The organism is Methanobacterium sp. (assembly GCA_039666455.1).
Lineage (GTDB): Archaea > Methanobacteriota > Methanobacteria > Methanobacteriales > Methanobacteriaceae > Methanobacterium_D.
In genome coordinates this window covers 25,274-49,165 of sequence record JAVSLW010000024.1, presented here as the reverse complement: position 1 = coordinate 49,165, position 23,892 = coordinate 25,274, and the positions used below count along the sequence as shown (strand labels likewise).

The 23,892-nt window shown below is 35.7% G+C and carries 23 protein-coding genes; 13 read left to right on the top strand and 10 right to left on the bottom strand.

Translation table 11 applies throughout. The features are described 5' to 3' along the window. Positions 1–143: 143 nt before the first annotated feature. Complete coding sequence (locus tag PQ963_06545; protein ID MEN4029323.1) at positions 144–974, top strand: F420-dependent methylenetetrahydromethanopterin dehydrogenase; 831 nt, start codon at positions 144–146, stop codon at positions 972–974. A 513-nt stretch (positions 975–1,487) separates the two neighbouring features. Next, on the top strand, positions 1,488–4,409 hold the full coding sequence (locus PQ963_06540) for a NosD domain-containing protein (protein MEN4029322.1): 2,922 nt from the start codon (positions 1,488–1,490) through the stop codon (positions 4,407–4,409). Between the two features lie 272 nt (positions 4,410–4,681). On the opposite strand, the gene PQ963_06535 is transcribed toward PQ963_06540, so the two are convergent. Further along, a complete protein-coding gene (locus PQ963_06535; GenBank protein ID MEN4029321.1) occupies positions 4,682–5,176 on the bottom strand; it encodes a TIGR00288 family NYN domain-containing protein in 495 nt (164 codons plus the stop codon). Positions 5,177–5,550: 374 nt separating this feature from the next. On the opposite strand from PQ963_06535, the gene PQ963_06530 reads away from it, so the two are divergent. The 10 genes from PQ963_06530 (at position 5,551) to larE (ending at position 14,955) form a co-directional block, all read left to right on the top strand. Beyond that, positions 5,551–6,789 carry an aldo/keto reductase gene (locus tag PQ963_06530; GenBank protein ID MEN4029320.1) on the top strand — a complete coding sequence of 413 codons (1,239 nt, stop codon included), beginning with the start codon at positions 5,551–5,553 and terminating at the stop codon, positions 6,787–6,789. Between the two features lie 113 nt (positions 6,790–6,902). Beyond that, positions 6,903–7,181 (top strand): ATP cone domain-containing protein, encoded by a 279-nt coding sequence (locus tag PQ963_06525; GenBank protein ID MEN4029319.1) that lies wholly within the window; start codon positions 6,903–6,905, stop codon positions 7,179–7,181. A 226-nt stretch (positions 7,182–7,407) separates the two neighbouring features. Next, a complete protein-coding gene (locus PQ963_06520) occupies positions 7,408–8,046 on the top strand; it encodes a hypothetical protein (GenBank protein MEN4029318.1) in 639 nt (212 codons plus the stop codon). Positions 8,047–8,059: 13 nt separating this feature from the next. Next, on the top strand, positions 8,060–8,455 hold the full coding sequence (locus PQ963_06515) for a hypothetical protein (GenBank protein MEN4029317.1): 396 nt from the start codon (positions 8,060–8,062) through the stop codon (positions 8,453–8,455). A gap of 966 nt (positions 8,456–9,421) precedes the next feature. Next, complete coding sequence (locus PQ963_06510; protein ID MEN4029316.1) at positions 9,422–10,267, top strand: C39 family peptidase; 846 nt, start codon at positions 9,422–9,424, stop codon at positions 10,265–10,267. 114 nt (positions 10,268–10,381) lie between these two features. Continuing rightward, on the top strand, positions 10,382–11,215 hold the full coding sequence (locus PQ963_06505) for a coenzyme F420-0:L-glutamate ligase (protein MEN4029315.1): 834 nt from the start codon (positions 10,382–10,384) through the stop codon (positions 11,213–11,215). A 338-nt stretch (positions 11,216–11,553) separates the two neighbouring features. Then, complete coding sequence (gene tfe, locus PQ963_06500; protein ID MEN4029314.1) at positions 11,554–12,090, top strand: transcription factor E; 537 nt, start codon at positions 11,554–11,556, stop codon at positions 12,088–12,090. A 172-nt stretch (positions 12,091–12,262) separates the two neighbouring features. Then, positions 12,263–12,754: a TIGR00295 family protein gene (locus PQ963_06495; protein ID MEN4029313.1), complete on the top strand. Its 492-nt coding sequence runs from the start codon at positions 12,263–12,265 to the stop codon at positions 12,752–12,754. 444 nt (positions 12,755–13,198) lie between these two features. Then, positions 13,199–13,849 carry a TfuA-related McrA-glycine thioamidation protein gene (locus tag PQ963_06490; GenBank protein MEN4029312.1) on the top strand — a complete coding sequence of 217 codons (651 nt, stop codon included), beginning with the start codon at positions 13,199–13,201 and terminating at the stop codon, positions 13,847–13,849. A 50-nt stretch (positions 13,850–13,899) separates the two neighbouring features. Continuing rightward, the gene (gene larE, locus PQ963_06485) at positions 13,900–14,955 is read left to right on the top strand and encodes an ATP-dependent sacrificial sulfur transferase LarE (protein ID MEN4029311.1); all 1,056 of its coding nucleotides are present in this window, start codon (positions 13,900–13,902) and stop codon (positions 14,953–14,955) included. A gap of 8 nt (positions 14,956–14,963) precedes the next feature. Here the strand turns inward: larE and PQ963_06480 are convergent, their stop codons facing one another. The 8 genes from PQ963_06480 to PQ963_06445 form a co-directional block, all read right to left on the bottom strand. Further along, positions 14,964–15,386 (bottom strand): hypothetical protein, encoded by a 423-nt coding sequence (locus tag PQ963_06480; GenBank protein MEN4029310.1) that lies wholly within the window; start codon positions 15,384–15,386, stop codon positions 14,964–14,966. Position 15,387: 1 nt separating this feature from the next. After that, positions 15,388–16,224 carry a CBS domain-containing protein gene (locus tag PQ963_06475; protein MEN4029309.1) on the bottom strand — a complete coding sequence of 279 codons (837 nt, stop codon included), beginning with the start codon at positions 16,222–16,224 and terminating at the stop codon, positions 15,388–15,390. Positions 16,225–16,278: 54 nt separating this feature from the next. Continuing rightward, positions 16,279–16,728: a universal stress protein gene (locus PQ963_06470; protein MEN4029308.1), complete on the bottom strand. Its 450-nt coding sequence runs from the start codon at positions 16,726–16,728 to the stop codon at positions 16,279–16,281. A 99-nt stretch (positions 16,729–16,827) separates the two neighbouring features. Beyond that, positions 16,828–17,274, bottom strand: coding sequence for a universal stress protein (locus tag PQ963_06465; protein MEN4029307.1), 447 nt, complete (start codon positions 17,272–17,274; stop codon positions 16,828–16,830). 405 nt (positions 17,275–17,679) lie between these two features. Beyond that, positions 17,680–18,558 (bottom strand): nitrogenase iron protein NifH, encoded by an 879-nt coding sequence (locus PQ963_06460; protein MEN4029306.1) that lies wholly within the window; start codon positions 18,556–18,558, stop codon positions 17,680–17,682. A 113-nt stretch (positions 18,559–18,671) separates the two neighbouring features. Further along, a complete protein-coding gene (locus PQ963_06455) occupies positions 18,672–20,027 on the bottom strand; it encodes a nitrogenase component 1 (protein ID MEN4029305.1) in 1,356 nt (451 codons plus the stop codon). Continuing rightward, positions 20,024–21,562 (bottom strand): nitrogenase component 1, encoded by a 1,539-nt coding sequence (locus PQ963_06450; protein ID MEN4029304.1) that lies wholly within the window; start codon positions 21,560–21,562, stop codon positions 20,024–20,026. Before PQ963_06450 ends, PQ963_06455 begins: the two co-directional genes overlap by 4 nt. Before the next feature lie 222 nt (positions 21,563–21,784). Continuing rightward, positions 21,785–22,009, bottom strand: coding sequence for a DUF6803 family protein (locus PQ963_06445; GenBank protein MEN4029303.1), 225 nt, complete (start codon positions 22,007–22,009; stop codon positions 21,785–21,787). 275 nt (positions 22,010–22,284) lie between these two features. On the opposite strand from PQ963_06445, the gene PQ963_06440 reads away from it, so the two are divergent. Further along, positions 22,285–22,623, top strand: coding sequence for a helix-turn-helix domain-containing protein (locus PQ963_06440; protein MEN4029302.1), 339 nt, complete (start codon positions 22,285–22,287; stop codon positions 22,621–22,623). A 52-nt stretch (positions 22,624–22,675) separates the two neighbouring features. Here the strand turns inward: PQ963_06440 and PQ963_06435 are convergent, their stop codons facing one another. Next, positions 22,676–23,878 carry a PatB family C-S lyase gene (locus PQ963_06435; GenBank protein ID MEN4029301.1) on the bottom strand — a complete coding sequence of 401 codons (1,203 nt, stop codon included), beginning with the start codon at positions 23,876–23,878 and terminating at the stop codon, positions 22,676–22,678. Positions 23,879–23,892 lie beyond the last annotated feature (14 nt).

Sequence of the window (23,892 nt, the reverse complement as noted above, 5' to 3'; positions counted from 1 at the left end):
ATGGAAACGGCTTTCAAAAGAAAAACAATGAGATTATTCTTTTTCTTACGGCCGGTTTGATAACCACTATAAAAACATTATCCCAAAAAATTAAATCAAAAAATACTTATCTGATTAAAAAAATAGCTTAAGCTGGTGATATAATGGTTGTAAAAATAGGAATCATTAAATGTGGTAACATAGGTACCTCTCCAGTAATTGACTTATTACTCGATGAGAGGGCAGACAGACCAAACATAGACGTTTGTGTAATCGGCTCTGGGGCTAAGATGAACCCGGATGAAGTTGAAAAAGCTGTCCCCCTAATGCTTGAACAGGACAGAGACTTTGTTATATTTATAAGTCCAAACCCTGGTGCACCAGGTCCTGCTAAAGCAAGAGAATTGTTGGCTGCTGCAGACGTACCTGTAATCATAATTGGCGACGCTCCAGGACTAAGATCCAAAGACGAAATGGATGAACAGGGCCTTGGTTATATCATTGTTAAAGCAGACCCAATGATCGGTGCAAGAAGAGAATTCCTGGACCCAACAGAAATGGCATCATTCAATGCTGACGTAATCAAAGTATTAGCATTAACCGGAGCATACAGAGTAGTTCAAAACACCATCGACGCAGCTGTAGATGCTGTTGAAGCTGGCTCCTCAATAGAATTACCAAAAGTTGTAATCTCCAGAGATTTAGCTGTTGAAGCTGCTGGCTTTGCAAACCCATATGCACATGCAAAAGCAATGGCTGCATACGAAATAGCGACCAAGGTAGCTGACATAGATGTTGAAGGTTGTTTCATGGTTAGAGACGCTGAAAAATACATACCAATCGTTACATCAGCTCACGAAATGCTTTCAGTTGCCGCTAAACTTGCAGAAGAAGCAAGAGAAATCGAAAAAGCTAACGACACTGTTTTAAGGACACCTCATGGTGGAGAAGGCCAGACTCTCGTTAAATGCTGCTTATTAGAAAAACCAGAATAGACTGGTGACAGTCACTGGACTGCTTAAACACTCAAACACCAGGTGTTTATTCAAAAATCTACTTTTGAAAGTGTCTTGTATCCGCAGAAATTCTATGAATTTCTGCAGGGTTTCTTTTTTTCTAAGATTTTAAGTTGAAACAGATAAAAAGATCTTTTTAAGTTGCACCATTAATTCAAAATAATGAAAATAGACTTTGTTTTATATCCGCCCTCTTTTACTGGTATTGGTACACATTTATGGATGAATGAGGGATAAATTCATGAGCAATAGATTTATAACTGGATTTTCATGACCCCCAATCCATATTATTATTTAATTATATTTATATATTAATATATTATTTATTTTTAAAAAACATGTCTCCAAAAGGGATCTTGTTTTAATCTGTTAATAAATATTTCTACTTTTATCATTTAGGAAGCCTTAAATATGAAATCATTACAAACACGGACATGTGATTGTATGAACGTATTGTATGATATCATACGATCATATAAAAATTAAAAAGAGGTGAAATATCTGAAAATTAAAAAACAAGCAACTTTCTTAGCACTCATAGCATTACTTATAATTCTTCTTGGCAGCGCAGTTTCAGCAGCTGACACTCATAACAACGCCACAAACAACAGGACAAACTACACCAGTGAAGATATACAGCTGGTCATAGACGATAACGACACCACAGATAATGATACAGTGCTTATAAAGCAGGGAAATTACACTACACCCCTAAATTTGAATAAGAGCCTGACCCTGCAGTGGGATGGTAATGGAACCAGACCTGTTGTACCGTCAATATATATAGATTCTTCTGGAAGCGGTTCACGTCTCATAGGACTGCATATAAAAAATATATTGAATTCAACCGGTGCAGGAATAAGCCTGGTGGATGCAAGTAATGTTGTAATTGAAGACTGTATTATAGAAGGGTTCGCTGACAATACGGGTATTTTTTTACTGAATGCCAGTGATAATACCGTCCAGGTAAATGAGATAATAAACAACAGCGATGGAATTGTGTTACTTGACTCCTCAAACAACAACATCAGCGGAAACAACGTCACAAACAGTACCGAGTATGGAATTATTGTGTTATGGGGTTCCTCAAATAATACATTAGATAGCAATGATGTCAGTAACAATCAGGAAGGAATTATGTTAGGCGGTGCACCAGATAACATCCTGACAAACAACACAATTAACAACAACACCCGAAACTTTGGAGTGTATGGGTGGGGTGACCTGATCAACTACAGGCAGGTCATTGACCTCAGTAACACCATAAACGGCAACCCAATCTTTTATTTGATGGATCTTGTAAGTGGAATCTACAATGGTACAGCTATGGGCTTTCTTGGTGCAGTGAACTGTACAAATCTCATCTTCACCAACCTGAATATTACAAACAACCAGCAGGGAGTGCTCCTTGCAGGTAGTAATAATATAACCATAGAAAACAGCAACTTCTCACACCATATGGATGGAATCTTTTTAGATCAATCCTATGACAACAAAATCATTGAAAACATCATCAAAGACACCATTGACAATGGAATTGTGTTATGGAACTCCATGTTTAACACTATCAACAAAAATAATCTCACAGAAAACAAGGATGATGGAATTACGTTTTATGATTCCTCAAACAACACCGTCAGCGAAAACATCGTCACAGACAACACCGGTAATGGGATTATAATTGGCGGCTCAAACAATATCATTAGTAGAAACACCGTCTTAAATAATGGTCATGGCGAATCGTGGTTTGGGTTAGGTTTTAGTGGAATTGCATTAGTTCCGGATGAATTCCCCTCAAATAACAACACTATCAGTGAAAACAACATTGCAGGAAGCCTCTATGGAATCTGGTTATTGGACTCCACAAACAGCAACATCAGCAGAAACAACATCACAGACAACTTCTATGGAATTGGGTTGGAGAGATCCACAAACAACACCATCACAGTAAACAGCATAACTAATAATATGCGTGGAATTTACCTTGTAGGACCCCACACTGGAAACAGCATACATTTCAACAGGATAATTACTGCATCTGGCAAATTTGCAATCAAAAACGACGACCCAGGATTGGTGAATGCAAGCTACAACTGGTACGGCCGCAATGAAAATGTGACAGCATTGATTTCAGGTAACGTGACCTTTGACCCGTGGCTGATACTCAGCATCAACGCCACACCAGATTCTATATACGCCGGGAATAATTCTGCTGTGACTGCCGACCTTAGATACGACAGTAATGGAACATTACACAATGTAACCTATCTTATGGATGGAATACCTGTAGCTTTCAGCAGCATTCTTGGAACTGTATATCCAGTTTCAGGTAATACCACTAACAGCACAGCAAACACCACTTTCACTGCGGGACACACCCCCGGAACTGCTAATGTAAGCGCAGCAGTTGATACTCAAACCGTGTCCACTTCTATCCAGATAGCCGGTCTACCAACCGCCGCAGCCAGTCCACCCGGAGGTAACTACTACACAAATGTAACAGTTAACTTAACATCAACTGGAGGGCTTGATCCTGTAAAGATCTTCTACACAACTGATGGAAGCACACCAACAAACACCAGCACACAATATACAGCGCCATTGTTCTTCAATACAACTACTACTCTCAAATTCTTTGCCAAGGACAAGCAGGGAACTAGCTCCCCAGTTTACAATGAAACTTATAACATCGCAGCTCTTCCAACCGCCACAGCAAGTCTACCTGGAGGTAACTATTACAACAATGTGACTGTTAATTTAGCATCAAGTGGAGGATTCAGCCCTGTAAAGATCTTCTTTACAACCAACGGCACCACACCAACAAACACCAGCACACAGTACACCGCACCATTAACCCTCAACACCACAACCACACTCAAGTTCATTGCACAAGACAACAAAGGAACATATTCTCCAGTACGCACTGAAACCTACCAGATAGCAGCTCTTCCAACCGCCACAGCCAGTCTACCTGGAGGTGACTACTACCATCCTGTGACTGTTGCCTTAACGTCCCAAGGAGGATTCATCCCTGTAAAGATCTTCTTTACAACCAACGGCACCACACCAACAAACACCAGCACACAGTACACCGCACCATTAACCCTCAACACCACAACCACACTCAAATTCTTCGTACAGGACAAATTAGGAGCCAACTCCACAGTACACACTGAAACATACAGTATTTACCGTCAGGTAGCTTACACTTACTCTGTTAGCGTACCTGTTATGAGATGGGTTAAAAGACGGGTCAGAGTCAGTGGCAGATGGAGATCCAGATGGGTCAGCGTACCTGCTACTTTTAGGGTTAAAAGATGGTTCAGATCCGGTGGTAAGTGGAAATTCATGTGGGTTAGAGTTCCAAAAACCACCACTGAGCATAGAACTGGATATAGATGGGAGAAAACCTGAACCCCATTTTTTATTTTTTTTTATCATGACCTACGTTTAGATCCTGTGATCATGGTTGTAAAATTAATAAGTGCTGGGCCAAAATTTGAAAAATATTAAAACTCATTAATTTCCTGTATAATAACTGTTAAATACAGATTTAAAGCAGTGAAACATAATAATATAAGGTAAAGTAGAAAGGCCCTGAGCAGAAGATTATCAAAGGCGGAAGTGCCTTAGAATGTGAATACAAGCCTGATTTTACTTTAAGATTTAAACGGCTAAACTGGTTTTCAGGCAGCGCCCGGACTTAAATCTGTGTTCAAAACTATTGTGCTATCTGCAGAATTTTTTAAAGCTATGCTGAATCCTGGTTCGGCACCAATAACCATAGTTTCCTTTCCATTCTCTTTAGCGATGTTTATTAAGGGTAAAAAATCTGCATTACGTGTCATTAGTGCAATAACATCAATATTAGGATTGTAAATCAGTTCAAAGGCTTCTACAGCCAGTTGAACATCAACATCGCCTGCAACTATTATAGGAGAAAACCCCTGGTTTACCACCGCTTCAATTAGCTTATCTGATGCATACTGGTTCATCAAAACCTTAGCTACTTTTAATTTGCCTGTTTCGTTTACTATCTCTTTTATTATCTCTAAATCCAGATGGAATTCATTCCGAAGCATGTTAGGACCATCTATCAATAATCCCACATTTTTTTCTCCGGGTTTTCGTTTTAAGGGGATGTACTCCCTAAACGAAGCCAATTTTTCTAAATTGCGCACGTTTTCACTCCGTTGGTTTCTAATTAATTATGGATATGAATTGTATGTTCATATCATTTTATATGTATTAATATGGGTGTCTCCTGTTTATAAATATATATGTCAGATTTATCCAGATCGTTAATAGATAAATTGAAAATAGGAAGGTACTAATAAAAATATTTACAATAGTTGATTTAATCTGTTCAATATCATTTTGTCTTACAACATATACATTTTTTCTATCTTTAGTGTCTTTAGTATGCAAATTCCTTAATTGGCATGCGCTCAGAGCATTGAAGATCTGGCCTGATAATGAAACTTTCATTTAATCTCTTTTGGAGAGGTGTTTCCAGATAAAGTCGTGACAGATTATTGATTGAATGGAGTAGAATATGCAGTATAGAAAAATTAAAAGGAATGGAGATGAAATTTCAGCACTGGGATTCGGTGCAATGAGAATGCCCACAAAAATGAGTAGAATTGATAAAGAACGTGCAAAAGAGCAAATTTATTATGCAATAGACCATGGAGTAAATTTTATTGATACTGCATTTCCTTATCACGGCGGATCAAGCGAATCTTTTTTAGGAGAAATCCTCAAAGATGGATACAGGGAAAAAGTAAAGCTCTGCACAAAAATGCCTTCATGGTCCATTAAAAAATACGAGGACATGGAAAAATATCTCCAGATACAGCTTGAAAAGCTCCAGACAGACCATATAGATTATTACCTCATTCATGCTCTTGGTAAGGGAAGCTTTGAAAAGCTTAAAGAACTTGGAGTTTTTAAATTTTTAGAAGATGCAAAGGCAAAAGGGAAAATAAAAAATACTGGATTTTCTTTCCACGATAACATTGAAGCTTTTAAGGAAATTGCAGATGCATATAATTGGGATGCTTGCTTAATTCAGTATAATTATTTAGATGAGCAGAATCAGGCAGGAACTGTAGGTGTTAAATACGCATACTCCAAAGGGATTGCAGTGTTCATTATGGGGCCATTAAAAGGCGGTGTTCTTGCTGGAGAAGCCCCTGAAGATGCACAAAAGGTATGGAACAATGCAAATGTTAAAAGGAGTGCATCAGACTGGGCTTTAAGATGGGTTTTAAATCATCCGGAAGTTACATGTGCAGTTTCAGGTATGGGTGAAATCGATCAAATTAAAGAGAATATTAGTGTGGCAGAAGAAGCAGTGCCCAACTCATTAACTGAAAGTGAACTAAAGCTTTATGAAGATGTTAAGGAAGTTTACAGGAGTCTTATGAAAATTGATTGCACATCGTGCGGCTATTGCATGCCATGTCCAGCTGGAGTGGATATCCCCACCTGTTTTGAAATATATAATCAAAAATACATGTTTAAAACCAGAGGGGCATCTTTTACATATTTAACACGTTTAGGCGGTGTTTTCAGTGGTAATGAATCCCATGCTGGGCTTTGTAATGGCTGCAGAAAATGCGTGAGGGTTTGCCCCCAAAAACTGGAAATTCCCGAACTTTTAGGTGATGTCTCAAAAGAGCTTGGCGGAAGAGGCTTTAAATACAGAGTAAAAGTTGCTGAAAAGGTAATTATTCCTTTGATGAATGCTTTTTTATCGTTTAATTCTAAAATTCGGGGGTTAATGAAATAAGTAAAAGTTTTCATGTAAATAAAAAGGTAAAATCACATTTTTTAGAATTTTTGAATACTTAAATTAGAAATAAATAAGTTAACTAAAATTCAATACATTAATGAGGTGGTTTTTTGGTAAATGTAATCAAAAGAAAGGGTAATGTCGAACCATTTAAACCAGATAAAATTAAAGGATCGCTTCAAAAGGCAGCCATTGATGCAGGATATAGTTTAGAAGAAAAAAAGGATATAATTGACCAGGTTTTTGCTAACATCAACAAAAAGCTGGATAAAGAAGAAAGAATTGAAAGTAAAGCCATAAGGGCATGCATTTTAACTGAACTGGATAAATGCGAACCATATATAGCTAAATCATGGAGAAGATTTGATAAAAAATATAAATCTCCATAGTGATCTCTAATTTTATCACAAAGCAGAAACTATTTTTTTGATTATTTCATTTTGTTAATCATGAATTCATTCCACAAACTTACAAGTTCTTTCACTCAATAAAAACAGATTAAAACCTGCTTAACTATGCACATGACTTTGATGATGTTATTTCCACAGAATTTATATAACAATACATAGTTAGTAAGACATGCACTTCAAGTGTAAAATATATCACATTAAGTGAATGGAGGGCTTAGAAATTCAGTCTGACTACACAACAATTCTTGCACTAATCACTTTATCTGCTTTTTTTGTGGTGATTATCCTGATTAAAGTAATTTACAGGCACGACCCTCATATTCATGAGCATTATGGTGATGAAATAGTTCTTTTTCACAGTGAAGAGCGGTATAGAAAAAGAGTTTGGAGATTCAATTTAATAGAAGACCTGTGGGATCTAAAAAAAAAGGGGAAAGTAGATGGTGAATTAGAACTTAAAGTAATTGTGGGAGAATTTGGCGAAAACACTCAAGAAATAGTTAAACATGCAGTCAATCACAAATTTGGACAGGTAATAGTTATAGGGGGACCTAAAGTATTTTGTGAGGATAGAACAGAAATTTACACGATTCTTGACAAATACGAAAACATTAAATACTTCATTTTGCCAGAAAGGCCTAATAAACATTTTATGATATTTAATAAGAGTCATCTCTATATAGAAAAGCCCCATAGACACAATGAAAGCCGTGGATCTGTAGGGATTAAAAATAGCAATCCAGAGTTAATAAAAATTTATGATCAGGCATTTGAAAAGATGATAAAATATGCAAGACCTGTAGCTAAAGAAGAAGTGCTAAATCAGGAGTGTTATAAAAACTAAAAGGAGTAAAAAAATGGATATTGATCATTTGATTCCTGAATTACTGGTTTTAAGTTTAGCAGGGGCATCTCTTTCTATAGCTGCCTATTCTGCATTTAGAGATAGAGATGATGATAAAAGATTATTACTGATCATTGGAAGCTGCTTTAGCTCTGCATTTTTAGTAATTTTTGTGCTGGCTTTTATAACGCTGGACAACCTGACAAGTATTCAGTATGTATTAGCTTTAATTTTCTATATCCTGATTTTTATGGCAATACTCTCTATTATAGGGTTTATTATCCATAGATTAAGGGTAGACCAGAAATTTAAAGACGATGAACTGGACTTGGCAATAGATATTATAGAATCCAGCATGGACGGTCTGGATAGTTCAATAAGTTTATTTGAATCTAAAAGAAAGGATTAAAATTGAAATGGAATCCGGTCCAGGCTTCCGGATTATTTCAGCACATGTTGAACATAAAATAAAATTAAGAAAATAATTAATAAAAAGGTCTAACTCCTCTAAAAGTATGACAAAGGGCTTAGTATTAGTTTTAATTCCATGAAAGACCTTCAAAGTAAAAATCGGAAATTTGCGGTTACAAAATCGGGGTTTTCCTCAAAAATTATAAATTTGGCGCTCCAAACCTGGGTTTTAGAGATCTCCAGATGTAAGTCAAATAAGTGTTCAGTTTTTTCTACCCTTTCCCCAACCAAACATAAAAATGTTTGAGGCCGCCGAAAAATCAAAGCATGCAAATCCTCTTTATTCAATACAGCAAAAATCTGCCGATAATACCAGAATAATTTAACTGCATAAACAGCAGCTTCAAATTATCCGGTTATCTGTTTTAGCAGGCTAACTGTATTCCAGCTCCAGTATCCATTAAATTGTTTTTTTCTGTTTAAATAAGTCATAATAATGGTATATTTGCTGAAAATTAGTGTTTAATTTGCTTGTTTTTTATGTTATTATTTCTCTGTATTAATGATGTTGAAAGTTAATTAAAGATTTCTAAATATAATTTATAACCTGGCTGTTTTCTACCTGAATTTTTCACTCCAAATAAGTTCTTATTTTATTAAAGGAAATTAAACCCTACATTTCATGAAAAAGTTGAAGAATAAATGAACAAATTTTAAACTAAACCTTTTTATATGTAATTTAAACCATTTAAACATTTATGCCATGGGTGTTAAATTTTTAGGTTCTCTTAGAACAATATTGTCCTGTTAGGATAAAATTGTTCTGTTAGAACAAATTTTGCGTTTTTATACCGCTTTAAACCCGCAACCTTTATATGACATGATTTTACAGACCAAAAAATTGTAAGATAACAGGAAGTTATTTTACAGACAAAAAATTGTGAATATAAAGGAGGCATGAATAATGTATAAATTGGTAGCAGTTTTGCTTGTGGCACTCATTATTGGAGTGACGCCGGCGGTTGCTGCAGAATATAGTGAAATAACTGCCGATACAATGGCAGTTAAAGGAAAGGGTGCAGATGTTGCATCTGCATCTGAATTAGTAGAAGCAGTTGAAAGTAGGCAGGCAACAGGAGCAGAAAATGAAACGTTGACTGCGAATGTGTCAAGTACAGAATCAGGTACAGTAGAAAATAACGATTCTGTAACGACTTCAACAGACAACCAGTCCACAGGTGCAGAACAAATTACTACAACAAACGATAATCCTACACCGGCAGATGATCAGGCCACAGGTGCAGATGTACAAGTTCCAGATTTAAATGACAGTTTAGAGAGTAATACTGTTGCAATTCCACAAATAGATACAAGTGGAATTGTAATGCAGAGCAGTGATTTCAGTTGTGGACCGGCTGCACTTGCAACCGTCCTGAACAATCTTGGAGTCCATGCAACAGAGCAGGAACTGATAGTTCTTGCGGGCACAGATACATCAGGGACAACAATGCACGGATTATCAGAAGCAGCGAAAACAAAAGGTTTAAGTGCAACTGGTATGAAATTATCAGTTGATGAGCTTAAAAAGAATTACATAGTCTTTGTAACCACTGATGGTGGAGGCCATTACAGCGTAATCAGAGAAATAGCCAATGAAAGCGTAAAACTTGCAGATCCAAGCCCTGGAAACATTGAATTAAGTATACAGGATTTTACAAGTTATTACAGTAGCTATGTACTAATGATAAGTGATCCAAATTTGCAGTACATGAAGTTAGTAAAAAGAATGATCTTAAACTTCAACAAATAAAGCTTAATAATTTATTTACTTAGATAATTAATCCTTAGATAAAAGTAAACATAAACAACACAAAACCAAATTTTTTTGTATTTTAAATAATTTAAATGAAAGTGAGGGCTTAATATTCCAGAATACGAAATAATACCGGTAAAAACAGGGTATATTAAACCAGATGAATCTTACGACATCATAATAGAAAATTCAAAGGATTTACTGGAAGATGAGGATTTTCTTGTAATTTCTGAAACTCCCATAGCCATTTCACAGGGTAGACTGGTTGATGAGGCATTATTTAAACCATCACTTCTTTCAATTTTTCTTGCAGATGTCTGGTCAAAATATATCTGGGGTTATTTACTGGGACCTCTTTTTGGAATTAAAAAAAGAACAGTTAAAAATCTGAGAAATCTGCCTGTTGAAGCCAGAGCGCATAAAGAAGTTGTATTAAAGTACTATGGCTTAAAACATGCATTGAAACCCGCTTCTGAGGCAGGAATTGACCTTAGTAATGCTCCCGGAACTTATGTTTCCCTCCTACCCCATAACCCTCAAAAAGTTGCAACCGATATCGCCTGGAAAATATCTAATAATGTGGGTAAAGAAGTTGTTGTGATAATAATTGATACTGATGCTACCTATGAATTTTTAGGAAAATTATTTACCTCCCTCCCTATAGCTGCAAGTGGAATTAAAGCTAATTTTGGAATTTTTGGTTATTTATTAGGGAGATTTGGTAAAATTAAAGGTCCCACTCCTTTAGGAGTTTCTAAAAACATTGATATGGATACAATCATAAAACTCGCCAGAATTGCTGAGGATTACCAGACTAAAAATGAATACAGCATGAAAACAGTTTATGAAATGAAAGATGCATTCCAGGGTGAAATTGACAGTGTAACAGTTGAGATGTTAAGTTCACTTGAACATACGCCTGCAGTTATTATAAAAAAGCTCTAATATTTGTTATAGCTATCAAAATCTCTGATTTTGAATGCCCTGAAAATCCTATATTTTCGTGGGCTCTAAGCATTATTGTCGGCTGTGATCAATATTGATCTATACAAATAATTAAATAGTATGAAAACAATAATACATACTATCATCAAGATGTGCCACTTAAAATATCTTGGTAAAATTTGGAATTCCAACTCTTTCATACCAGTGCTTTTCAACTACCACGTTAAATAATAGCCACATTCGAAATCTCTGATTTCGATGCGACGGTTTAACGGTATCATAAATCACAGCACCACGTTTAAAAGGGTTGAATTATTAATCCAAATAGGAGGAAAAAAATGCTTAATGGTTCTGTAACTCAAGAATTATCTTCTTTATCTAAAGAAGGAACTGAAATACTGAAAGAGCCTCTTGTACAGGAATTTATTCAGGGAATTACCGAAGATGCTGAAAACAGTGTTTCCATTATCAAATGTCTTTTAGAAGGCAAACTCACTGACGAGGAAATTTCTGAAGAAATTGAATTAAGATTAAATATTGTAAGAAGAATTCTTTACAAGCTCTATGATGCAGGAATTGCAAGTTATAAAAGAAGTAAAGACCCTGAAACTCAGTGGTACACCTACAGCTGGAAATTCGATTCAGAAAAAGTCATCGAAACAATATCTGAAAAGTACAAACAGAGTTCTAAAGAAATGGAAGAATCTTTGGCTTATGAAGAAGAAAACATGTTTTTTAGCTGTGTAAACGGGTGTAGGTACAACTTCGAAGAAGCTTCTGAACATAACTTTATTTGTCCTGAATGTGAAAGCACCCTCGAATACCAGGATAATTCTTCTTTAATTGATGAATTAAAAGGTCAGATGAACAGTTAATTCATATAAAATTCTATGAATTTTGAGGGCCACACACTCGTGTTTGAGGTTCCATGTTCTGTACGGCAGCGAAGAACCTGTAGTTTTTCGCCTGCTATCAAAACCGGTGGTTTTTGAATACCCTTTCCTTACGGAAGGGGTAGTTCACTTAATTATTTTAAGGGGCAACTATTTGACTGTTGAAATTTTAAAACGTTTAAATTACCCTGATCACTTAATTAACCATTCTAAGGCTGTTTGTAAAAAAGCCTTAAAATTATCTTCTAATTTTGATGTTGATATTGAGCTTGTAAAAACAGGTGCAATGCTTCATGATATAGGTAGATCCAAAACAAATGGAATAGATCATGCCATAGTAGGTGCAGAAATACTAAAAGACCTTGGATTTTCTGATGCTGTTGCAAATATAGCTTTAAGACATATTGGCGCGGGTATTCCAAAAGAAGAGGCAAAATTACTTGGTTTACCACCAAAAGATTACATTCCACTTACATTAGAGGAAAAAATTGTTGCCCATGCCGATAATCTGGTTCACTGGGACAGCGAAGTGGATTTAGATTTTGTAATTAAAAAGTGGAAGGAAAGGCTTGGAGAAAATCATCCTTCAATTAAGCGAATTATTGAACTTCACAGGGAAATTGTAGGATCTGATCCCAGACTTTGAACTAATTTAGTTGTTATGCCTCGAGAAATGGTGCTTTTAATGGAACAAAAGAAAAAAAAAGGTAAATCAGTAACTACAATTGAAGATACTGATTTAAATCGTTCTGTTGATAATTATCTATTTCAACTTAAAAAAATAATTGAATCATTTTGGTAGACTTTTTCCTTTTGTAGCTAAATCACTTAAACTTTCCCATAACTTAAATTTAATTCTATTTCAGCAACTTCAGTAGGAGTTTTAGTATTTAAAGCATTGTAAGGTCTTAAAAACTTATTTCCAATTTTACTTAGATTAGTTTTAGAAAAATCATCTGGAATTCAAGATAAAATATAATAATTATTAAAACATATCTATAATTACAAAAATACATTTTTTCAGTTTAAAATTGATTTCACATTTTATATGGCCTTATTTGCACTTTAAACACTGAAAGAGGAAATAATCATGCATGCAAACAAAAAGAATATCATAATCTTTCTTGGACCTTCACTAAGCGCTGATGAGGCTTCAAAAATTTTAGATGCTGTTTATCGTCCTCCCATCAAAAGAGGAGATGTAACAACTGCCTTAAATGATAATCCAGACATAATAGGCATTATAGATGGTGTTTTTCATCAAGAGCCTGCTGTTTCACATCGCGAAATATTAGATGCACTTAAAAAAGGTGTTACTGTTGTTGGTGGTGCCAGCATGGGGGCACTTCGAGCATCCGAACTTGACGATTTTGGAATGATTGGAATAGGCTACGTTTACAATCAATACAAAAATGGCCTTGTTGAGTCAGATGACGACGTAGCTGTAGCTATTAATCCGATTACCATGGCACAGCTCTCAGATTCACTTGTAAGTATGGAATATAATTTTAAAAAAGCTCTGGATAAAGGTATAATATCTAAAGAAGAGTTTAATGATTTAATCGAAACTGCAAAATCCATTTTTTATCCTAAAAGGACTTATATTAACCTGTTAAGTACAGTACAACTTCATCCTGCAAAAATTGAAGTTATTGAAAAGTTTTTAATGGAAGAAGGAATGGATATCAAAAGGCAAGATGCAATAGACGTTTTAAAATATATAAAAAATTTAATAGATTGATTCAGCTTATTATAACTTAATTATTATTAAACAAGCTTAGAGGATGAGTTATGGACCTTCAGCAAAAAATTGAAAAAGTAAAGGAATATCTTAAAGATAAAGAAGTTTTGGTGGCATTTTCAGGCGGTGCAGACAGCACACTTGTGGCAAAAATTGCAAAAGACACCTCCAAAAATGCACTTGCAGTTACTGTGGACAATGGAGTTTTACCTTTAGATTGTATCAGCAACGCTAAACAAATTGCAGATGAGATTGGGATTTTTCATGAAGTTATAAAGGAAGATTTCCTTAAAGATGAATCTTTTAAATCCAATCCACCACACAGGTGTTTTATATGTAAAAATAAGATGTACACTAAACTTCAAGATATTGCAGGTGATAAAGGATTTGAAATAATCGTTGATGGCACCAATATAAGCGACTTGCTGGAAGATAGGCCTGGAATAATGGTTAATTATGAAAAAAACATTAAAAGTCCCCTTGTATATGCTGGTTTTACTGAAGAAGAAGTTAGAGATGCCCTTAAAATGCTTAATATAGACTATTCAACATCTACGACCTGTTTTGCAACCAGAATTTCTACAGGCAGTGAAATAACACCTAAAAAGATAAACAGAATTGGCTATGCAGAATCACTGATTAAAAATACTATTGGAGAAGGGCCAGTAAGAGTTAGAGATTACAATGATGTTGCAAGGATTGAAGTTGGAAATGTAGCCAAGCTTCTTAATATGAATATTTTAAACCATATTAGCTTGGAACTTAAAGCTGTCGGGTTTAAACGTGTGACACTGGATATTGAAGGATATGGTGATGATAAAAAGGATCTTGTGGTTTACAAACCATGCAAAGATGAAGAAAATAAGATTATGTTCGAAACAGAACTCCCTTATGAAATAGATATCAAAAAAACATGTGCAGAGCTTGAAAAAATGGGTTCACCTAAATGTTCAGAGGAAATGGGAATTGCAATGGTAGAGACAGAAGGGAGGAATGTAACTGTTTTTAAAAACGGAAAAGTTGTTGCAAGGCGCGTTGTGGATAAAGAAGATGCAGAAAATCTTTTAATCAAAGTTTTACCACTGATACGACGGAAATTAGCTTAAAATTTAGTTTAAAGGTGTTTGAATACATTTTCATGGACTTTACGTCTAAAAGCGGTTCTTTTTTGCAAGAAGCTCCTGTTATCTTCACCTTCAAAGAATATGTATCTTCCAGTTACTTCAATCTTAACCCCATCCACCACAACGCTGTTTATGAATATTTCGATCTTTGATGCGTCTTCTAACCGGTCATTTGCCATGTAGTCATAGTCTATAGTAATATCATTGAAATTGTACACGTTTTTCATCGTATTTTTGATCGCTTCTTCAAGAACATTGAATATTGTCTCTACAACAGGGATATTTGCCCACCAGCAGTATCCTATGATCGGTTTTAAAAGTATTGCATTTACTGACACTTCTCCGCTGTTTTTAGAAACAACTTTTATGTTTCCTTTCTCTGAGGTTATTTTAAGAAGTAATGAATTTGACATCTTAATCCTTGATTGCTCTTATTAAGTCTGTAGCTCTTATAAGTCCTGAAAGTTCGCCTTCAACATTTGTAACAGGTATCTGTTCGATGTTATGCTGTATCATTTTATTTGCACATTCTGTTACTGTGGTTCTTGTGGTAGCTAAAACAAGATCAGTTGCTGCAGCATCTTTAACCTTTTTATCAGAGAATTTAAGATGATTTTTTATAACATAAAGCACGTTTGTACTGTCCCATGACCATTTATCTCCTTCAGTACCAACAGAAGTGTTGTGAACTGATCTTTCAGGCACGATTTCACTTTCATTTATAAAATCGGTTTCAGTAAGTATTCCAGACAATTCACCTTCCTTATTTAAAGCAAGGAGCACTTTAAAGCCAGAGTACCTCATTATCTCGAAAGCTACATTTAAAGGGGTTCCTTCCCATGTTGTGGGAATTTTTGTAATCATGTAGTCTTTAACCGGTTCTTCAATATTCAATTTAGAGAGTGCTTGTTTTATAATGTCAGATGCAGTTACTATACCTACAAGTTCATCGTCTTTAACAACTGGAACCCTTCTTATATCGTTTTCTATCATTATATCTGTAGCTATTTTGATATCATCATCAGGAGTTGTTGTTAAGAGATTTCGAGTCATTATAAGGGCTAACTGCTCTTCGTCAGGATTGTTTACAAGATCTGATCTTGTAACTATTCCAATAAGCTTCATTGTTCCCTTCTTTACCACAGGCAATCCTGATACATCTTTTTCTCTCATTAATTCCAGGGCACTCTGCCGATTCCCTGGAACCTGTATATAGTGTATGCTCTCTGACATTACTTCTTTTATAAGCATTGTTACACCAGCAATTTCTGATTTAAAAATTAATAGATAATAAACTTCAAAATTCTAATGGACAACTAAAACAGGGCATGGAGCTGATCTAACCACTTTTTCTGTGACGCTTCCAAGTAAAAATCTGTCTAACCCATGCTTTCCAGATGTTCCTATTACAGCTAAGTCTACATCCTCTTCATTTATTTTTTTTAATATGATATCTGCAGGAGAGCCTTCTTCTGTAACCATGGTTAACTTAATTTCTTCCAGGTATTCATCCTCTGTTTTGCTTTCTTCAACCAGTTTAGAAATTTCTTCCAGCGATTTACGTCCTTCTTCCTTTAGCATTTCTTTAATTCGTACTATTAAGTCTTCTGCAGGCAATCCTACCAATGAAGATGTCTCAATTACATTCAAAGCTATAAGTTCTGCTCCACTTATGCCTGCAATCCATATTGCATGTTTTGCAGCTTTATTTGCATATTCAGAACCATCTGTTGGTAATAAAATTTTCTTATACATGAGTTCACCCCTTAAAAATAATATATTACTCATTTATATATTTTAACCTTATGATCCAAGATTTATATACTTGATTATTTTATGTATCCAGTGTAAAAATTAGCGCACCACTAAAACAGGGACTTTTGCTGATCTCATTGTATTTTCAGCTACACTTCCCAGTAAAAATCTGTCCATACCTCTTTTTCCTGATGTTCCCATTACAACTAAATCTATATCCTCTTCTTCTATGATTTTCAGTATAACATCTGCTGGAGAGCCTTCTTTAAACTTAAAATTTAAATTTATGTCTTTTTCATGTTTACCTTCACTTTTACTCTGTATTAACATGTTTTTTATGCGATCAAATGATTTTTGTCCTTCTTCTTTTAATTTATCCACTAATTCCTCTTTATCTACAGGTCTAATCCCGGTAAATCTTGGGGTTTCAACCACGTTTAAAACAGTGATTTCAGCACCGCTTTTACTTCCCAGAAGAAATGCATGCTTTGCAGCCATTTCAGCATTTTGAGACCCATCTGTTGGTAATAAAATTTTCTTATACATAATTTCACCTCCTCAATTCAAGTGAACGTCAATTATTATTTTAATTAAAAACATTAACAATTTTTATAAATTCCAGAAGAGATGTTCTGTAACTTGAAGTTACATCACATTTCTCATAGCATTTAATGTTAAACATTATATTATCTGTTCAGGGAAGTACATTTATTTTATGTTTAGAAATGATCTTTCAGAGCCATTACCAAAATATTTGGGTTTTATAAAAATAATAAATGAATTAAACCAGAAGGTGAAATGGCTCAGCGTGACTCTTTTAGTTCCTGGAGCTTTCTAAATCCATGATTTTTGGGCAAAAATAAAGTTTTTCCGGTTTCTGCAGACTAAAAATTTTATTTTAAAAAGGTCATAAAGAATGTATGTAAAAACCAATTTGTAAAATTCTCTAACCTATACACCACTTCCTGAATCCTGTATACCCTCGTATGACACTTTCTGTTCTAAAAGCAGGCGGTGTATCCAGGTTGAACCCCAATCCATCAAATCATCGGCATCAAAAGGCTTGGGAATATACTTATTCTCATTACTGATAACCTTTCTTGCTAATTTCCTGTAAACTTCAGCCTGCTTAGAATCAGGATCTCCTTCAATGGTTGTCATACCATCAAGTTCACATTTAGTAACAGTTGGAGACCTTGGAACATACTGGATCACTCCAGTTTCAGTCTTCTCACTAAAATCATTAATCATTTCTTTTTGAGCAATATTAGTGATAGAGTTTCCAATTATACCACCAAGTAATCCTCCACCACTATTAGCATACTTCAATATTCCTTTAAACAGGTTATTTACAGCATAAATTGCCATGTAGTCTGAAGATGTTACTGTGTATATTTGTTCTGCAAGCCCCTGACGAATAGGAATCGCAAAACCCCCACATACAACATCTCCAAGAACGTCGTAGATAACTACATCCGGGTCGTAATCATCAATTATCCCGTTATTATCCAGTAATTCGATTGCTGCAATAATTCCACGCCCAGCACATCCAACACCCGGTTCAGGACCTCCAGCTTCAACACAGAGAATTCCATTATACCCTTCATGAATAACTTCGCTGAAATCGTTTGATCTGCTCCTTACAGTATCAAGAACAGTTGGAATATTTTTTCCATGTCGTAGTGAATTTGTAGAATCGTTTTTAGGGTCACATCCCACCTGCATTACTTTATAACCTATGTCTGATAGTGCTGCGCTTAAATTAGACGTTGTGGTGGATTTTCCAATCCCACCTTTACCGTATATTGCTATTTTCTTTGGATTACTCATTTTTCAACCTCTTAACCATCGTTAAGTTAAAATAAAAAATTAACCTAACTTTATTTTCATTTTTCGTTTATTTTCTTCATTTTATCTTTAAATCCATTTTAAATTATATTGTATCATAAAGGACCTGCAAATATGCTTATATAATCTTCCAGTAGCCTTAACGCGCCATTATAACCAGCATAACTATCATTTAAAATTAAACGATTGTATGATGGGAATGCAACAGTTACATGAAGTGCTCCAAAATCATGTGCTGAATTTGCTTCCAGTGAGCTTGCAAACAAAAACTGGAATGGCCTATTCCTAAGATTCTCTCTTGATAGGTGAGAATCTGGCTCAAAGATTATATCTGGCCATGAAGTTGTTTCAAGTTTTTCAGTAAGTTCTTTGATGATGCTTTCCCTGTATTCTTCTGGAGGATTATCAGTTAACTGGATAATATCTGGCAAATATCCCATCTCATTAACCAGAAACTGAGTTACCCCAATTGCAGTGTTTGAATCTGCTACAACTGCAAAGTATGAATGCGGGCGCGCGATTAAAATAGCATCCCCCGAATATTCAATGAATCTGTAAGCTCTGTGTTCTTCTACATCTATTACTTCTTCTACTTTCGCCGAATCAACACCTATCTTTTTTCCAACTGTTCTCAAGAAGTTGCTGGTCTGTTTTGGACCTATTGGAACTCCTGGAAATGTAATAAATGGTGTTTTAAACTTCTCTTCAAGCTTTTTAGCTATTCTATGACCATTCCACGTAGATAAAACCAAATTATATTCAGCCTGTGGAATCTGTTTTAATTTTTCCACTCCGTCTGCTTCAGTGAAGATTATATTAGCCTTTATTCCTATTTTTTCAAGAAGATTCTTTACTACATCTAATTCCCCTTTCCAGAAAATATGTTGATAAGGCACTACACCAAAAATATTAACAGTACCCTTTTCTTTGGGAAGAGGAGTTAATATCTGATCAATCAAGGCTTCAAAGAAGCGTTCATAACCTTCATATGAATTTCCACTAAAACCTGGAGCATCTATACTGAATAAAGGAGATTCACCATTATATTCTCTGATAACTGCATCCACGTCATCTCCAATAAGCGCGGGCACACATCCAGAAATTACTACAAAACCATCGCCTTCCATTACTTCTGTGGATGATTCAATGAGTTTTCTAAGCTTATCTTCACCCCCGAATATTACATGCTCTTCTACAAGTCCTGTTGTTGGCGTGCTTGTCCCCCCAACGGGCCCACCAGCATTCTGTCCTCCCGCATATAATTGTCCGAAAAGCTGGCCAAGACCACAACCAAGACCACTATGTAATAATGGAACTAATCCATATACGGCTAATGCCGTTCCATATGCTCCTCCAAGAGTGCAGGAATATTTAGGTCCTTCTATTGAGCCTAAACCTAAAGAATCACTTGATGAAATTTTTTCTTTTAACTCTTTTTGATTTACACTCATTTTAATGTCTCCTTGTCTAAATAGTACAATGGATCTGGCTGTTTGTACCACCAATCTTTGTAACTATCTTTTGTTTTTTGTTTAAGTGTACTTTCGAATGATTTGTTCTTTAATGATTGAATTATGAATTCTCCATAGGCAATTGCACCTGCATACCCATTTTGAAGGCTCCATGGGTCCGGGTCTCCTCTAAGTGCGTGTAATCGGGTTACAGATTTTTCTCTTTTATACGCTCCCCCCTGGAATGGGCAGGTTAATGTAATGTCTGGATCTCTGGCTCGGGTTATGTGTCCCTGTTCTGCTGCCTGGAAAGTGTTGACAAGCACATCAAAATCTCCTGTTTCACTAACCATTTGTTCTATATCCTTTAAAATGAGGTTATCAAAGTCCTGAGTTAATGCTGCAGATGATTTAAGTCCTAATTCATCGAAATATGGAATCTGTGATAAAAGTCTTCCCTGTCCAAGTGAGCCAAGTACTTCAAGTCTTTCACCATTTCCTTTGAAATTTAGAAGTTCTTCTCTAATCGCTTCTAATCTTGGAACCCATGTTTCGTGTTCTTCTTCAATTAACGCCTCTATTTCCTCTTCTTTACCTGTGTATTTACCAATCTGGCGGAGCCATCCATCAGTGTTTTTTATTCCAACAGGTGATGGATAAAGGAAATATGGAACTCCGTATTCCTGTTTAAGCCCTTTTGATATGTAATCTGTATATGTTGGGCATAAAGGAGCGGTTACTGCAGCTTCTGAAAGCTGTTCAAACTGTTCTACTGACGCAAATTCCGGAACGAAATTTACACGTAAACCTACTTTTTCAAGGAGTCTTTTAATCTCCAGTCTGTCCTGCCAGGTGTATGAAAGCATACTTGCAACATTTACAAGGTCTTCTTGCTTTTCTTTTGGTTCCCTAACTAAATATTTTAAAACTCCGTGCCAGAAAGCATCGTACCCAGTTTGTACAAGTCTTGATCTTACTCCTTCACAGTGTACAGGAACAATTTTTGCTTTAACATCTGGCTGCACTTCAGCAACGGCACCTTCTATGTCCTCACCAATAATACCGGAAGTACAGGTTGTTAAGATAAATATTGCCTTTGGATCATACCTTTTTTGTGCTTCAAATATTGCATTCTTCAGCTTTTCGCCTGCACCATAAACAACATCTTCCTGCTGGAGATTGGTTGTTATCCAGTTCAGTTCAAAGTTAGCAGGTCGTCCAAGTTCAGTGGGTACTGATCTAAAGATTTCTCTGTATCCTAAAGATGATGATGAGCAACCTAAAGGTCCATGATATATAACTGCAGCATCACGTATTGTTGATACTCTTACAGTTAAATAAAAGTTTAAAACGCAACCAGAGGTTTGCTGTAACTTCCTATCATGGCACTTTGTTCTTCCGGCTTTAGCGTCTTCTATTAGCTGTGTTGCTTTACCATAGAACACATTTGTACCATTGGCACGTTGTTCCCGATTGGGGCAAGTATTTTTTCTTAAATCAATCAGTTCATTTTCAAATGAGTCAAGATCTGACATTTGATGTCTCCTCCTATTTTTATTTCTTTTTAGAGCCGCTGCAGCCCTTACTTAGCCAATCAAATTAATTAATAACCATCGCTACATAACAATTGTTAGGTGATACCTTTTACTAAATGGCCTGATACCAAATTATAACGATCGTTATAGTCATTTCATATGGTGCCCTTAATATAAATACTTAACGATCGTTATATAACAAAGTTATAAAAAATAAAATGGTTATGGACTTGCCATACCAAAAATCATTGCAGTATGTGCAACCACTAAAAACCCAATTAACAGAATAAAGTGTGATTGCATCTTATTTTCACGTGTGAAACCTCCACCAATGACTCCCAGTTCTAATAATGATATTCCAAACAGGAAAATCACTCCACTTAAATAAAATCCTACTTTTAATTCATTACCATTTCCGCTCCCATTTATATCGCCTCCTATTCCCAATATTTTATAACAATTGTTATAAACTTAATAAAAAATTAATTTAAAACTCTTTAATCCTCTACGTCCATCACCTCACCATATCCTATTTCAATCTGACAGCCCTTTGGGCCACAGCAAAAATGTTGTAAATCAAGCCGTATTTGCGTTTAATCACCCCCAATTAGCCTATACTATATAAATAATACTGATTATACTTAAATCAAGTACAAACAAATAAGTTATATACTATATCATTGTATACTGAATATCATAACTAAAATTTCAAGGTGATTTAAATTACAGAAAAAGAATACTGTTGCCCTGTAGGAGAAGCCATAAGTGAAATAGGTGGAAAATGGAAACCTCTCATCTTATGGGCATTAAAAGATGGAAAATTAAGATTTAATGAGATAAACAAAAAATTACCTACTATAACTCAGCGAATGCTTACAAAACAGCTTCGTGAATTAGAAGGAGACAATTTAGTGAATAGGAAAGTTTATCCAGAAGTGCCTCCCAAAGTGGAGTACTCATTAACTAAAAAAGGTCAGTCGGTTATACCTATTTTAGATGCTCTTCATGGCTGGGGGAAAAAGCACTGTGCATCAAAAATCTGTTTAAATGTATTAGAATAGAAAATAAAATTTATTTTATTAATTTTTAAAGCTATATGGGAACCGAGAGAATCTATAACGATAATTCATTCACTGCTCTCTCAATTCTTCCCAGAGCTTCTTCCAGAATAGATCGGGGACATGCAATATTCATTCTCACAAAACCACTGCCTGCTTCTCCAAAAATAAATCCGTCCTCTAATCCTACCCTTGCTTTATCCTGCATAAAACTCCCCAGGGTCAATTTATCCATACCTAACTCACGGCAATCCAGCCAGATAAGATACGTTCCCTGTGGTTGAATGACTTTTATATCTGGAATTTTCTTCTGAAAATACTCAATTAGAAAATCCAGATTTCCCTGTAAATAATCCAGAACCTGTTCCAGCCATTCATCTCCCTCTCTATAAGCTGCTTCCAGGGCAGTATAACCAAAAAGGTTAGGATCAGGCACAATACCTGATTGTATACTTAAAAATTCTTTACGGAGCTTTTTATTGGGAATGATAATGGAAGATATCCCCAAACCAGGCAGATTGAATGTTTTGCTCGGTGACATGCATACTATGGAATTCTGTTCAAATTCTTGGGATATAGAAGCAAAAGGTGTATGCTTATGACCTTTAAAGAGTAGTTCACAATGTATTTCATCGGAAATAACCGCCGCACCATTTTCAATGATGATCTCTCCCATTCTGATTATTTCATCCCTTTTCCATAGGCGCCCCACCGGATTGTGAGGATTACAGAATAAAATGGCCTTTATACGCCCATGGCCCCGTAAACGTCCTGTTTTAGGACTGAATTTCTGTTCTAGTCCTTTATAGTCCATTTCATATCGGCCGTTAATTAATTTAAGATTATTATCTACTATTTGACAACCACTACCCTTAATCACTGGAAAGAAGGGATGATAAGCAGGTTCTTGAAGTATAACCTCGTCTCCAGGATGAGTCAAGGAACGGATGGCAGTGTGCAGTGCCGGGACTACTCCTGGTGTAAAAACCACCCATTCGGGCTCAATCTCCCAATTAAATTTTCTTTGCATGCGCTCCACCACAGAATCTATCACACTGGGGCCAGGGTGAGTGTAACCATAAAATGGATGTTCTGCACGTTTTTTAAGCGCTTCTACTATGGGTTGGGCAACTGGAAAGTCCATGTCAGCCACCCACATTGGAATCACATCTTCACGTCCAAATATTGACTGAACCAGATCCCATTTGTAGCAATCTGTCTTTTTCCTATCACATACCTGGTCAAAATCGTATTTCACGTTTATCCCCTGTT

Excerpts from the sequence above, each read along its gene's own strand:
- PQ963_06545 (MEN4029323.1), top strand. The coding sequence starts at position 144 with ATGGTTGTAAAAATAGGAATCATTAAATGTGGTAACATAGGTACCTCT.
- PQ963_06530 (MEN4029320.1), top strand. The coding sequence starts at position 5,551 with ATGCAGTATAGAAAAATTAAAAGGAATGGAGATGAAATTTCAGCACTG.
- PQ963_06520 (MEN4029318.1), top strand. The coding sequence starts at position 7,408 with ATGGAGGGCTTAGAAATTCAGTCTGACTACACAACAATTCTTGCACTA.
- PQ963_06515 (MEN4029317.1), top strand. The coding sequence starts at position 8,060 with ATGGATATTGATCATTTGATTCCTGAATTACTGGTTTTAAGTTTAGCA.
- PQ963_06510 (MEN4029316.1), top strand. The coding sequence starts at position 9,422 with ATGTATAAATTGGTAGCAGTTTTGCTTGTGGCACTCATTATTGGAGTG.
- tfe (MEN4029314.1), top strand. The coding sequence starts at position 11,554 with ATGCTTAATGGTTCTGTAACTCAAGAATTATCTTCTTTATCTAAAGAA.
- PQ963_06490 (MEN4029312.1), top strand. The coding sequence starts at position 13,199 with ATGCATGCAAACAAAAAGAATATCATAATCTTTCTTGGACCTTCACTA.
- larE (MEN4029311.1), top strand. The coding sequence starts at position 13,900 with ATGGACCTTCAGCAAAAAATTGAAAAAGTAAAGGAATATCTTAAAGAT.
- PQ963_06480 (MEN4029310.1), bottom strand. The coding sequence starts at position 15,386 with ATGTCAAATTCATTACTTCTTAAAATAACCTCAGAGAAAGGAAACATA.
- PQ963_06475 (MEN4029309.1), bottom strand. The coding sequence starts at position 16,224 with ATGCTTATAAAAGAAGTAATGTCAGAGAGCATACACTATATACAGGTT.
- PQ963_06470 (MEN4029308.1), bottom strand. The coding sequence starts at position 16,728 with ATGTATAAGAAAATTTTATTACCAACAGATGGTTCTGAATATGCAAAT.
- PQ963_06465 (MEN4029307.1), bottom strand. The coding sequence starts at position 17,274 with ATGTATAAGAAAATTTTATTACCAACAGATGGGTCTCAAAATGCTGAA.
- PQ963_06460 (MEN4029306.1), bottom strand. The coding sequence starts at position 18,558 with ATGAGTAATCCAAAGAAAATAGCAATATACGGTAAAGGTGGGATTGGA.
- PQ963_06455 (MEN4029305.1), bottom strand. The coding sequence starts at position 20,027 with ATGAGTGTAAATCAAAAAGAGTTAAAAGAAAAAATTTCATCAAGTGAT.
- PQ963_06450 (MEN4029304.1), bottom strand. The coding sequence starts at position 21,562 with ATGTCAGATCTTGACTCATTTGAAAATGAACTGATTGATTTAAGAAAA.